We start from the raw sequence: 12,737 nt of genomic DNA on the forward strand, positions 1-12,737 counted from the left end.
TTCATTTGTAAACATATATTGTCAACCAACTATAAACACGAAAAAAAGAACAAAAACACCATACCACCGGCTCATTATCAGGAGCCACCTCAAAGGATCGCGAAACCCTGCGATCCTGTTTACAAGCCGCCCTCCCCCTTGTAAGGTAAACCCCAGCAGGAACCGCCCATACACGGAGAGTCAGCCATGCCCCACAACAAGCACCCGCGCCTTCGCTTTGCCGTCATTGCCCTGGCCTTGATCGCCCTGGTCACAGGGCTTAATCTTACCTTCGGCACCCTGTCTGCCACAGAAGACCTCGGCCAGATCATTTACGGGCTCCTCATGATCCTCATCATCGCCTCTGCCCTGGCCTTCGGCAATCCCGGGAAAAAGGTGCGGCACCTTCTCATCTGGTTCATGATTTTTGTTGTGGGGATGATCGGGTACAGCTATCGCGGGGAGCTTTCCGCTGCAAAGGAGAGGGTCCTGGCCGAGCTGATCCCGGGCAGGGGGGTGCAAGGAGAGCGCCATACAGCCCGGTTCCCAGTCTCTGATAACGGCCACTTTTACATCCGGGCAACGGTCAACGGAGTCCCCATCCTCTTTCTTGCGGACACCGGGGCCACAGGCATCGTCCTCTCTCCGAAGGATGCGGAAAAGTGCGGGTTCCGACCCTCGGATCTCACCTTCGACCGCATCTTCAGGACGGCCAACGGCATGGGTCGGGGTAGCTCTATACGATTAGACACCATGGCGGTGGGAGAATTCCGACTGGAGAACGTTGCGGCATCGGTGAACGAGGCCCCCATGCGCGAATCCCTTTTGGGCATGACTTTTTTTGAACGGCTGGATCGCTACGACGTCACAGGGGATGTGTTGACATTGTATTGGGGAAAAGGCTAAGGGCTAAGGGCGCATAGCCTTGGGGACTGAGGTGTCATTTTGCTGTGCGTTTGCGAACCTGTTTTTTTTAAGACACAACCCAATAACCGGTAACCAACCTCGAACATCATAACGGAACCATTACCCATGCATATATACGGACTTCACGACGCAAAACGGGCCATCAACACCATTCTTCCCCTGACGGGATATATCCTGGGGTTCATCGCCCTGACCCTTTTTCTCAACATCTTTTTTGCCGGTATGAAAGCCCAGAACACCGTCCAAAACGCCCTTGCGGCACACGTTGCCGTCACCACCGTCCTCAGCTACCTGGTGATGACCTTTTTCCTGGGACGGATCACGGAGCTGATCTTCGGGCTCAGGCCCATGCCGGCCCTTGCCCTCATACGGAAAAAACTCCCCGGCTACCTTCTGGCCACCCTGCTCCTCGTGCTCATTGTCACGCCTCTGTTTATCATGGTGTCCGCCCTCTTTTTTCCTGGAAATCCCCAGGCCCTGTTCTACACCATCATGATCACCTTAAAGATCCTGCCCATCTATGTCTTTCCCCTGGTCTTCATCACCGGGCAGGCCAGGCATGCCGTCTTCACGGGCATCAAGTGCCTCATCGGAAACGTGTCGGACTCCCTTTTCCTCATCGTCTTGAGCGTCCTGGCCTTTCTTTTTGAAGGGTACCTCCTCCCCGAGCTGCTCCCGTCCCTTGGCAACAGCACCATCGCCTCAGTCATCACCGTGAGCTGCAACATCTTTTTCAGCCTCTATATCTTCACGGCTGCGGCCTGGGTCATGAAAGAAAAAATTTACAGCGACGGGGAATCGGATAAGCCCGGGACCCTCCATTAAAACAGGCCCTGGGCACAAAGGCGGGGGACAGGGAAGGAAGGTTGCTTTGCCATAAGGGGTCGCCACACCATGTGGCGACTCATGGCTTCAGCCGGACAAACAGGGCACCGGAAAGGATGAGGAGCAGCCCCACGGCGATGAGCACCACCGACCGGGCGTTGACGGTGATGATGGCCTGGAACCCCGCCAGCTCTGCGGGGGAATAAAAAGAGATGGCACCGATAAAGGCCGGAATGGCAAAGGCTATGCAGATCCACCCAAACACCTCCCGCCACTCTTCCCTGACACTCGGCACCATGGCGATGACGAGAACAAGCATTAGAAGCACACCGACATGCCCCCCCGCCTTTTCCACGCCACCACGGAGCGCCCCCTCCCAGAAAAAGCTGTAGGCCATGCCGCACAGCAGCATCAGCAGTCGATAGTACAAAAAGCCTGCAAGGGCGCACAGCCCGATGGTCATCAGCTTCCAGGCAAGCCGTTTGGTGTTCCGGGGTGAAGCCGTTACTTTTTCGGCGCGTTCCACGGCAGGAGGCGGTTCTGCCCTTTTTTGTTCCTGCCCCTCCCGCACGGGGGGCGCGGGTTCGGCATCCGGCACCGGATCGCCTGTTTCGCCTTGCGTGTCCATGGCCCCGGCGGGTTCCCCCACCGAATCCACGCGGACCCGATCCCTGAAATCATCGGTCTCATCCTGGGAAACCAGCACCACGACAGGCTCCCTCCCTTTGGTGGCCGGAAAGGCAAGCCCTAAGGCAACCTGCATCACCATCGCCTGGACATCCGGCAGGATAAATGCATCAAGACCCCGTCTCTTGGACAGGGTCATCATCTTCCTGGCCGCAGCGTCCCCGTCCCTGCTTTTGGCAAAGATATACTCCACATCGATACCGTCGGAAAAATCCGGGATCAGGGTGCGCATGATCAGGCAGGCGAACTCCTTGTCGATCTCTTCATCGCCGGGGGAAAGAGCCAGCCCGTGGCATATCAGCACCACCTTTTCATGCCGCACACGTTTCCCGGAGGCCGGGTCCATCACACTCAATGCTTGCTTCATCTTTATCTTGTCTCCGCCACGCTTCAGGGACTGGGAAAACAATTCGGCCCCGCCTGCAGGATGCAAGGACAACGACGCAAGCATGAAGGGATGCATCCCGGGGGACTCGAAACAATGAAAGGGTACAGGAACCCGCCGTGCAGAGTCCGTGGGAGACGGACTGTCAGGCGAGGCATATCGGGGTAAAACGAATATCGAGAGGTGAGCGCAGGCCGCGGAGCCTGCACGTCAATGGTTTGAAATTCCAGTTCAAAATTTTACAGCAACCCCACCTGATGTTCAATACAAAAGCGCTGTTCGCCCAGGATGAACGCATTTAGGGGTCGAAAAAATGCACAAAGAATACCGCAGCGTTTTAACCCGAGAAACGGGGGTTAAAACGCTGCGGCAAACAGCTTTCAAAGTGGCTCACCTTGCCGCCGGAGTGCCTACACCCTGAACCGCCCCACAAGGGAGGTCAGCTGGTCTGCAAGGCCCTGGAGCTCTGCTGCGTTGCTTCGCACCTGGGCACTGACATCGGTCATCTCCCCTGCCGTGGTGTTCACGTCTGCGATCTCCCGGGCCATGTCCCTGGAGACCCCGGTGCTCTCCAGGATCTTGTCGGAGACGGTCTGGATCCCCGATGAGGCCTGGTTGATATTGCCCGAGATCTCGGCGGTGGTGACGGACTGCTCTTCAATGGCTGCGGCAATGGTGATAACGATCTGGTTCACCTGGTCGATGACCTCTGTGATGGCATCGATCTCGGTGACGGTCTCCTCGGTGGAGGCCTGCACCCCGCCGATGCGCTCTTTGACCTCCTGGTTGGAGACCGCGGTCTGTTTGGCCAGCTCCTTGATCTCGTCCGCCACAACGGCAAACCCCTTGCCCGCATCTCCGGCCCGGGCCGCCTCGATGGTGGCGTTTAAGGCCAGCAGGTTGATCTGCTCGGAGATCTCACCGATGGTCTCCGTGACCTTGCCGATGGCAAGGGCCGCATCCCCTAAGTCCCCCACCTTCTCCTTGGCCCGCCGGGCCTGATTCACGGCCTCCCCGGTGATGGTTCGCGCCGACTCGGAGTTTCGCGAAATTTCGCCGATGGTGGAGGTCATCTCCTCGGTGGCCGAGGCCATGGTGTTGATGTTGCCTGCGGAGTGCTCCGTCTCCCGGGCCACGTCTTCCATGTTGCTGCTCATCTGCTCCGAGGCAGCCGCCACGGTGTGGGACTTGGAAGACGAGGCCTCGGAGCCCTGGGCCATACGGCCCGCAAGCCCTGTCAACCCGGTAGAGGAGACGGACAGGGTCTCGGAGTTGCCCGCGATCTCCCGGATCATCTGCTGGAGTTTTTCCACAAAGATGTTGAACCAGTGGGCCATATCGCCCAGCTCGTCCCGGCTTGCAACGGTCAGGCGCTGGGTAAGGTCTCCGTCCCCTTCGGCGATGTCCCGCAGCATGGTGCTGGCCTGCTTCAAAGGGCGTGTGATGGAGACGATGAGAAAAAGGGCCGCCCCCACGGCCAGGAGGCTCCCGATGACGATAAAAAGCACAATGACGGTTTTACCCGAGGAGGCGGACTCCACAAAGGCCGTTTTCGACCGTCCGGCCATGGTGTGCATGGTCTCGGAGGCCTGCTCGATGAGCCCGCGGGCATCGTCTCCGGTTGCCATTTCATGCTCGTCCCGGGCCACATAGTCGTCCCATGTGTCCCTGTACTCGGCGGCCGACGCCCGGATGGCGTCCGTTGACGCCTCCATCTCCATAAGGCCTTCAAGGGCCGCGTTCACCGTTGCCGGGTCGGTGTGAAAAGCCAGGTAATAGAGGGCTCCCAGGCGGGCATCCACAAGGGCGTCGTTCACCCGGCCGATCTGCTCAAGGCGGGTAAATCCGTTTTCGATGACCCCGCCCAGTTCCCGTCCGGCGGTCTCGATGTCATCCACGTACACCCCGGCGCAGATCACAAGGTCCCAGGGCTTGAAGTATCGTGCCACCGTCACCTTGGGGAACACGGCCTTGCCCATGCCCGGTTTGGTCCAGTAGTACTCCGTCACGGACGAGCCGTCTTTTACCGCCCCGTTGACCACATCAATCATAAAGGTCTTTCCGCTCTTCTTGTCGCGGATCACTGAAAAATCCATGCCTTCGAGGCTTCGGTCGGCCCCGTGGGCAACCAGGGTAAAATCAGGCTGCATCACGAAAAAGTAGTTGCTCCCCTCAAAATGCATCTTGCGCACCACAGAAAGGGCCTCTTTCCGGGAACGCGAGGCCCCGTACATGGCCGCAACGGCATCGTGGGCCACGTCCACAAGGTTTCTTACCGAGGCAAAGGCGGTCTTCTTCAGGTAGTAGTTGCTGTTTTCAAGCACCTCGCCTCGGGTGGTCTCTCCAATCCGCCGAGACTCCTCCATGGTGGTGGCCTTCACCTGGGCGGCAGTCTTCAGCAGGTGCCCGCGCAGCTCGGTCTTCTTCTCTTTGGCTGCCTTAAGGGTGGACAGGTTCTTCTCATAGAGCTCCCGCCCCGTATCGAGCTGCTTGACGGCATCGGTATCGCCGGAGACACGGCGAAGCTCGTCCAACATGGACTCCACGGTACCCAGGCCCGTATCCAAGGTCTCAAACTGCTCGGGTTTTCCCTCCTTGGCGTAATACACCTGCTTGCTGATGAGGCCCTTGAGTTCGGCATCGAGTTCCAGGGTCATGTACCCCTCGTCCGCCTGACGGATCACCCGGTTCAAGCTGAGATAACCGGTCCCCCCCCACCACCAGGAGCACGCCCACCAGCAGGGCGAACCCCGCGATCAATTTTTTTCTGAGACTTACCGATGCAAACATCCACCTTCCTCCGTTATCAACGTACCGTGACAGGGCCACACCACGCATAAGGCCCTGTCCCCCAAAAAGATCTCTGATACATCACGTATCGACGCAGCAAACAGGGAACTTTAGGCCATTGTGCGACCGACGGCCACTCCGGTTTCGCATTGATAACGTGTTCAAAAATAGAGACACACACCCCGGCGGTATCCCCTTTTACCCAGGAGGGGTACCTTTACGACGGGCCGGATATGGGGTAGGAGAAAAGGAGGAGACCGCCGTGAAAAGGGCCGATCCGTCCTAACAGAGAAGAGGTTGAAAGGAGGGACAAACGACATGGAGACACCCAGGGTCGCGTTTACCGAAGACGCCAGGCGCGCTTTGAAAAAATGGGGAGGAGCCGTCACCCTGCGCATGGTGAAGAAAAAGGCCTGCGGCGGCTGACGCCCGTCCAGCCAGGCCCCAGACCTGGCCCCGGCAGTTCGCCGGGGTACCCCGCTGAAAAAACAGGCCCATGGCAACGCCCTGGTGGACGGCATCCCTGTCTGGTACACGCCGGAGGTGCTGGCCTACGGCAAACCCATCATCGTCTGCGTGAGACGGCCCGGGATGTTTTTCTCCCTGGCCGTGGAAGAGATCTGGCTTTAAGGCGCACCCCCGACGCCGGGGGAAAGTATGCCGAGGCAGGCCCGAGCCCCCTCGGCAAAATCCGTGCCCCCGGACAATTCAAACATCTCCACCGACGACAAGAGCGCGGCATAGGTGGAAATATCCGGGGCCTTGAACCCCCGCTTCAGGGGCGGCTTAAAAAAAAGGCCGGGCCTTTTGACAAAGGCGGATGCCAGGAGCGCGCTTCGGTTGGCCCCCATGGCCCTGAAGGTCGTGGGGGCCCCCGTCGGCTTCCAGTTCAGGATCACCAGCCCGGTCAAGGGGGCCTCAAGAACAAAACGGCCCGACCCGTAGTACCGGTGGATGGGGGCATCATGCTTTTCCTCAAGGGCCCAGAGGGTATCCCGGGACAAAGAGGCATACCGGGCCTTATCCCGGTCTTCTATCACCCCGGAAAGCCCGGGAACGGTCAGGGCCGTCCCCGGGTTGATACGCGGCTGCTTGCCCACCCCGCACATCACAAGGCCCGTCCCCTTTTTCTCGACCATGAGGCGATCGTTGCTGACAAAGCAGGCCCCCCGGCCCATGAGGTGCAGGGCCAGGGTGGACTTTCCCGCCCCGGATATCCCGGCAAGGGCAAGGCCCCGATTGTTCAGCACAACCCCTGCCGCATGGCCCAAAAGGCTCCCCTTGAGCAGCTTCCACGCGATAAACCGGTTGTTGATAAAATTGACCACCTGATTGGTGTTGGCAAGGCAGGGTCCCACGGCAAGGTGCTCTTCCCCGCCAAAGAGAAAAAGCATCCCGGTACGCTCCTTTCGCACCATGCGCCCGTCGGGAAAATCCACCCACGCCTCCTTAATGCCTGTCTTGCCAGGCTCCGGCTGTTTAAAAACAAAGGGGTGGGGGGGATGCAGGATGGCCGATTCATGGAGGCTGATGAAGATGTCCGGAGCCCTTGGCGGACAGAGGAACTCCTGAAAATAGTCGGCCAGGACAACCGCCAGGGCATGAGTGCTGCAGGAGACCTCGACCAGGCAGTCTCCAAACCCCAGTGTCAGCCCATGCTCGGCCGGGAGACGGCCCCGCACACTGGCGATGAGCTCTCCGCAACTGGCACCGTCAAGGTTCATGGGGAGACCCTTTGCAGCACATGGTCCACATACCGCTCAGCCGCATTGATCCCGCTTGTCTCCAGAATGCCCCGAAAGCCCCCGAAGGCAGACACTTCAAAGACGTAGGGCCCGTCATCGGTGAGGGCCACGTCCACACAGGTAAAACTCAGGTTAAACAGGCCCTGGGCCCTGCGGGCCATCTCGATCACCCCGGGGGAGGGCTCAAAGGCGCGATATTTCTCTTTTGAATCGCTGATGGTGTCCCATGCCACCCCCTGCCTGCACCGGGCATAGGTGGCCAGGTACTCTCCGCCGACAAAGGCGACGCCGAGGTCGCGATCCCCCAGGGGGATGCGCTTCTGGAGGTAGAGGATGGAATGTTTCTCTTTGTAGGCCCTGATAAGGTCCCCTGCCCCGGGCTCATCCCTTATGAAAACCATGCCCCGTGCCTTTGAGGTGTACAGGGGTTTTAAGATGGCTTCACCGTACCCACGCAAGGCATCCCGGGCGTGGTCAACGCTTTCGGTGATGGTGGTGGGGGGCATGGGAATCCCTGCCAGTTGCAGGGTGATGGTACAGGAGAGCCGGTCCAGGACCCTGAGCAGGGCCAAAGGAGAGCTGAAGACCTTGAGCCCTCGCCCTTCCAGATACCGCAAAATCTCCAGGCGATCCAGAAGGTCCGGGGAGTAACGCGCTCCGATTTTCTTGATCAACAGGGCATCGAATCCGGCGAGGTCATGGTCCCCGCAGCACGCCCTTCCCGAGGGAAGGTCCAAACGGATCTCGTCCGGGGAGATGAGGATGCGGCGGCCGGTCCTGCCGGCCACCGCATCGGCAAGTTGCTCCGAGGACCATCCCCCGGGTGTGCCAATCACTCCGATCTTCACGGTGCCCTCCTAAACGATGAAACACGTTGAAATGGCCGCCACGTCAGGTTTCGGGTCCTTTTATCAGTAAAACAGGATCTCTTCGGGAAACCGAAACACCGACCAGTTCCTGTCGTCAAAGTCCTGGACCTTTTCCAGGAGAAAGATGGCGCGGTTGTGCATTGAGCGTGCAAAATCGGCATTGAGTTCAAAACGGGTGGACGTATAAAAAGACCGGGCCAGGGCCAGGGCCAGGCGCCCGGAAAAAGAGGCGTCTTTGTGTTGTTCAGAAAAAACGCGAAACACCTTGTAAAAGCGATCGATGCCCCGGTTGATCCGATGGCGGCAGCGGGTGTTGAACATCGGGAGGCGAAATAGCGACACCAGAAACACCGAGGCATCCTGAACGTAATCAAAGTCCCGGGACCGATGCAGGTCGATAAAATGGACATGATCTGTGGCGTGATTGTACACCACGTTGCTGGTATTGAAATCTCCGTGAATAAACACGGAGACAGGGGCTTGCAGCCCCTTTTCAATGGCGGCGCACCTGGAGAGGAGTTCCCCCATGGAGTGGGCGGTGGCATGCCCCACGGAGGTGCTTTCCCTGAAAAACGCAGGGTGAACCGCCAGCACATCCGCCAGGCGGGCCTGGACCTGAGGGATATAATCCGTGGCACCGGGGGCCGCAACACAGGTGCGGTCCCAAATGGCCAGCAGGGTTCGCTCAAGGGAGTCAAAGGCGCTTTGGACCTCGGCGTCACCTGCCGAGCGGATCACCTCGTCCAGGGTGTCACCCGGCAGGTACTCAAGGAGCAGGGACGCTTTCTCCCCTTCGGTATGAAAACTGTAAACATCGGGCACCAGGCCGGGGCAGCAGGCCTGCCATCGGCTGTTGTTTGCCCGCTCCCGCCTCATTTTTTCCAAAGGCCCCTCTTTGTAGATACGACTCTGGGCTTCCGGCACAACGCCCGGCCCCTTTACCTTGCCGATGCGACACCCGGACCGGGTGCCATCAATGGCCCGGTAATCAATGCCTTCCACGGAATTGCTGACCCCTGATTTGGACAGGGTTTTCTGCAGGGCCTCAAACTGCCCGACCTTGATGTGCTCACCCAGGATGGAGAAAAGAATCGCCTCGCCGATGATGAGGATCTCGCCTCCCACGCGCTCCAGCTCCTGAAGGATACACAGAGCCGGAATGAGGTGCCGCGGGTTGCCTCCCCCTTCCAGAGCTCCCATGACACGGTGAGAACCCTCTGCGTAGATCCGATTCAGCACCGTCTCCACCCGACAGATGGCAAGGCCCCCTTCCACCTTTCCCTTGAGAAGGGCCCTCTGAATCGGGGCAAGGCCCCTTGAGATCGCGGAAAAAGCCGCCTCCACATCGGTGATCGCCTGGAGGTCCGGGCAGCTCAAGTGCTCGGACTGACGAAGGACCCTCACAAAGCAGTCCCCGATACGCTCCAGGCCCATGACGATCCCCTGAATGGCCCGGAGCCTGTTCAAGCGGTCTCGCGGCAGGGAACCGTCGCCGTGGATGGCCCCAATGCACTCATTGTCAACAACCGTCTTCAGGTTGTCGATGTACTCCTCCCGGGCATGGAGCTTGGCCAGGCCTTTCCGCCCGGGATCAAGGAGGTACCGCCGAGTGGCATGGGCCTGGGTCTCCACGGCCAGAACGAGGAACCGAAAATGGTGGTCAAGCCCTTCTACGGTGGCCATGGGCTACCTCACCGTCAGCGGTGGGTCCACCTGTCCCTCCCGCCTTTCGTTGTCTCGCCAGCTGATGGTGATGCTCAGCTTGGTGCGGCCGGCCTTTTTTTTGGCTTTCACCGTAAAGTTGAGCAGCCCTTCGGGGTGAAGGTCAACGGCGACGCCGTCGCCGGACAAGGCGATCTCCCCCTTGCGAAAACCTTCGGTGAGGGATGCGAGAAACCTTGTGATGGTGTCGTTGTCCTGGAGGGAGTCAAAAACAAATGTGTCATCGGACATGGAAGAGCTCCTGGGGTTGGTGCTTTCACATAAATTGGGATGGTCACCCATGGGAAGCTTGCGACACAGCCACCGGCATGGATACCGCGATGACAGGCAGGGCAGGAAAAATGGGCCCCTGGGGGCCTACCCCTTGAGGCGCTCTTTGTATTCACGGATCACAGAGCGCCTGCTGACGCTGTTGACCACCAGCTTTTTCCGGATGCTCAGGTTGTCCCAGGCAGGCTGGTAACCGATCTCGCGACTTGCCTTGGCCTCATCCTGAAACTCCCTGGCCTTGGTCTTTTCCCCCATATGGCAATCATCACCCATGAAAATGAGCTGTTTTCGCCTCGTCGCGGGGTTCTTTTTGTTCTGGTCGTTCACAACGGAGATGAGAAATTCGGTGTATCGCTGGGACTGGGGATTCCAGGTCTCGATGCCGTCCACATCATAGTCGGCCAGGAGAATGGGCCAGAACTCTTCGGGATGGGGAATCACCACGCCCCCGCCCAGGCCCCGGGCCTCTTCAATGACCTCTGCGGCCCTATAGAAATAACTCAAAGGGAAGTGAGCCTTCACAATCTGCTTCACCGCCTGCAGATAGGCCTGTACACGACCGATGGGAAGGTCCCCCACCTCGGGGCGCAACGTATCGAACCAGTTCCGGAGAAGCTTGTTTTTCACGGAGATCGTGGGAACCCGGGGCCAGTTCTCATCCAACAGCTTCTGTACGCGGGTCACCTGGGCCCGGGTAAAGGCCATAAGCTCGGCATCGGCCCCCGTGGCCATGGCTGCCTCACGGAGTCTCTCCTCCCGGGGCCTGGTGATGGTGTCCATGAAGTCAAAAAGTTGGGAGGAGCGGTACTTTGCGGTGAGTTCCAGCATGGATTTCAGCACATGGGCCTCTTTCACCTTCTCATCGGCGAAGTGGAGCAGGAGCTGCACCTTGCTGTCGAATGCCCGGGCATAGCAGTCCACCTCCACGCCGGTGTACCCGCCCCAGCTCATCATCTCGTTGTGCTGAGTAGGAATGATCAGGGCCTCCCGGATGTTGGGAAAGGCCGTCTTCAACCGTTGCCGGATAAGGGGCATGGGGACGAACTCTGGGTGCCAGTGAACCGCCAGGAGCGCCTCCTGGCGATGATGCACCACGGGAGGCTCGATGACCTGCTCCACCTGCCAGGGGGCCAGGTCCGTGGCCACGATCCCCAGGAAACGCTCCAGGTCCCCTTCGGAGACCTCCTCAGAAAATCCATGCCGGGGAAAAAGCCCGGCCTCTCCGGCGGCTGCTGTTTTCTCTGTCATGGGCCTCTTCCTTTGCCCCTGCCCGAAGCGGGCAGGGCAACCAAATGGTCCCGGGAACGTACCGCTCAGGTAAACGAGAGCAGGGCACGGGTCAGAAGACCCTTGTCGATGCCCGCACCGGCTGGCTCCGCGATGAGGGGCACGTCGATGACCCGGGCCCCCATGGCTTCGATGGCGTCCGGGTTCAGCCCCCCGGGGTAGGTCCCTTTTCCAGTGTCCACCAGCACATACTGCAGGGCGTCCCGCCCCTCAGGGGCACCGCTCGCCCCAAGGTACGCCATCAAGGTGGCCACCTGATCTTCCACGCTGTAACCCAGGAGCTCTGGATCGTCAAAGGGGTTGGGCACAAACACCTTGGGACAGGGGTTGGCGGCAACGGCCTTGCCCACACCCCACGGCAGGATGTTGGCGACCACACTGGTAAAAAAACTTCCGATGGGAAAGCAGATCAACTCGGCCTCTCCGATCCTGTCTGCGGTCTCTCCGTCGATGGAGACCTTCGCCGGGGCGGCGTTGTCCAGGGAACGGGTAAGCCACACCCTGGCGATCCGGGCCTGAATGGCCCCGCCCTCCTTGCCGGTCAACAGGTGCTGCCCCACCACCACGGACCCGTCGTCGAGTTCTGCGGCGATGTGCATGTCCTCCCCCACCACCGGGTGTACCACACCGTGCCCCCCCACAAGGGCGGACAGCAGCCGGATCCCCGATGCCATCTTGCAGCTTGAGGCGAGATACGCCGAGGTGAGGATCAGGTTCCCCATGCAGGCCCCCCTCAGGTCAAAGGCATCGGGCATGGACGACAGAAACAGCCGAAAATGGGGACAAAGAATCTCTTCGGTCTGCAGGGAAAGCCCGCGCATCAGGGGATGGGACCCGCCGGCCAGGGCGGCCAGCTCCGAGGTCGCCTCGTGACGAGGCATATCCATGGAAAATCGGTGGGAAAAAAGTGCCGCAGCCGCCTGGGGCTCTCCGGGGGATGCGGCCGAGAGGGAAAGCAGCCGGCTTCGGATATCGCCCATGGCCGGTATGTGAAACCACCTGCGGAGCTCACCGCTGCTCCCGCCGGAATCGAAGGGTGTCATGATATGGATGGTGTTGTGGGTATACCGCGTCAGCTCCCGGGAGACCTCGCTCAGGGCGGTGCCGCCGCTGAAAAAGAGAATTCTCGGTCCCGCCTGCGGAGCGCGCATGTACCGTTCACATTTCGTCGAATCGGGGATCAACATCTCATCCTGCATGCCGTCCTGAACGAATCCAGGGTCCGGACTGATAATAGTCATGGTATGATTC

At 59.6% G+C, this 12,737-nt stretch carries 10 protein-coding genes; 2 read left to right on the plus strand and 8 right to left on the minus strand.

Annotated elements, in window-relative coordinates:
• Positions 1-186 precede the first annotated feature (186 nt).
• Positions 187-885, plus strand: coding sequence for a retropepsin-like aspartic protease family protein (locus BLQ12_RS01685; protein WP_092207628.1), 699 nt, complete (start codon positions 187-189; stop codon positions 883-885).
• Between the two features lie 126 nt (positions 886-1,011).
• Complete coding sequence (locus BLQ12_RS01690) at positions 1,012-1,731, plus strand: hypothetical protein (RefSeq protein ID WP_092207629.1); 720 nt, start codon at positions 1,012-1,014, stop codon at positions 1,729-1,731.
• A gap of 79 nt (positions 1,732-1,810) precedes the next feature.
• Here the strand turns inward: BLQ12_RS01690 and BLQ12_RS01695 are convergent, their stop codons facing one another.
• From BLQ12_RS01695 to BLQ12_RS01735, 8 genes are all read right to left on the minus strand, one after another.
• Positions 1,811-2,785 (minus strand): hypothetical protein, encoded by a 975-nt coding sequence (locus tag BLQ12_RS01695; RefSeq protein ID WP_139163799.1) that lies wholly within the window; start codon positions 2,783-2,785, stop codon positions 1,811-1,813.
• 428 nt (positions 2,786-3,213) lie between these two features.
• The gene (locus BLQ12_RS01705) at positions 3,214-5,487 is read right to left on the minus strand and encodes a methyl-accepting chemotaxis protein (RefSeq protein WP_254781958.1); all 2,274 of its coding nucleotides are present in this window, start codon (positions 5,485-5,487) and stop codon (positions 3,214-3,216) included.
• 732 nt (positions 5,488-6,219) lie between these two features.
• A complete protein-coding gene (locus tag BLQ12_RS01710; protein ID WP_092207637.1) occupies positions 6,220-7,317 on the minus strand; it encodes an HprK-related kinase B in 1,098 nt (365 codons plus the stop codon).
• Complete coding sequence (locus BLQ12_RS01715; protein WP_092207639.1) at positions 7,314-8,186, minus strand: GAK system ATP-grasp enzyme; 873 nt, start codon at positions 8,184-8,186, stop codon at positions 7,314-7,316. The genes BLQ12_RS01710 and BLQ12_RS01715 overlap by 4 nt, the downstream gene beginning before the upstream one ends.
• A gap of 63 nt (positions 8,187-8,249) precedes the next feature.
• On the minus strand, positions 8,250-9,890 hold the full coding sequence (locus BLQ12_RS01720) for a phosphotransferase (protein ID WP_092207641.1): 1,641 nt from the start codon (positions 9,888-9,890) through the stop codon (positions 8,250-8,252).
• A 3-nt stretch (positions 9,891-9,893) separates the two neighbouring features.
• On the minus strand, positions 9,894-10,160 hold the full coding sequence (locus BLQ12_RS01725; RefSeq protein ID WP_092207643.1) for an amphi-Trp domain-containing protein: 267 nt from the start codon (positions 10,158-10,160) through the stop codon (positions 9,894-9,896).
• 126 nt (positions 10,161-10,286) lie between these two features.
• Positions 10,287-11,447, minus strand: a complete 1,161-nt coding sequence (locus BLQ12_RS01730; RefSeq protein WP_092207645.1) for a hypothetical protein — start codon at positions 11,445-11,447, stop codon at positions 10,287-10,289.
• 65 nt (positions 11,448-11,512) lie between these two features.
• Positions 11,513-12,727: a GAK system CofD-like protein gene (locus BLQ12_RS01735; RefSeq protein ID WP_217640213.1), complete on the minus strand. Its 1,215-nt coding sequence runs from the start codon at positions 12,725-12,727 to the stop codon at positions 11,513-11,515.
• Between the last annotated feature and the right edge of the window lie 10 nt (positions 12,728-12,737).

Source organism: Desulfoluna spongiiphila (assembly GCF_900101345.1).
Classification (GTDB): Bacteria; Desulfobacterota; Desulfobacteria; order Desulfobacterales; family Desulfolunaceae; genus Desulfoluna; species Desulfoluna spongiiphila.

Bases quoted from the DNA above. Each gene is read 5' to 3' on its own strand.
- BLQ12_RS01685 (WP_092207628.1), top strand. From the start codon at position 187: ATGCCCCACAACAAGCACCCGCGCCTTCGCTTTGCCGTCATTGCCCTG.
- BLQ12_RS01690 (WP_092207629.1), top strand. From the start codon at position 1,012: ATGCATATATACGGACTTCACGACGCAAAACGGGCCATCAACACCATT.
- BLQ12_RS01695 (WP_139163799.1), bottom strand. From the start codon at position 2,785: ATGAAGCAAGCATTGAGTGTGATGGACCCGGCCTCCGGGAAACGTGTG.
- BLQ12_RS01710 (WP_092207637.1), bottom strand. From the start codon at position 7,317: ATGAACCTTGACGGTGCCAGTTGCGGAGAGCTCATCGCCAGTGTGCGG.
- BLQ12_RS01720 (WP_092207641.1), bottom strand. From the start codon at position 9,890: ATGGCCACCGTAGAAGGGCTTGACCACCATTTTCGGTTCCTCGTTCTG.
- BLQ12_RS01725 (WP_092207643.1), bottom strand. From the start codon at position 10,160: ATGTCCGATGACACATTTGTTTTTGACTCCCTCCAGGACAACGACACC.
- BLQ12_RS01730 (WP_092207645.1), bottom strand. From the start codon at position 11,447: ATGACAGAGAAAACAGCAGCCGCCGGAGAGGCCGGGCTTTTTCCCCGG.
- BLQ12_RS01735 (WP_217640213.1), bottom strand. From the start codon at position 12,727: ATGACTATTATCAGTCCGGACCCTGGATTCGTTCAGGACGGCATGCAG.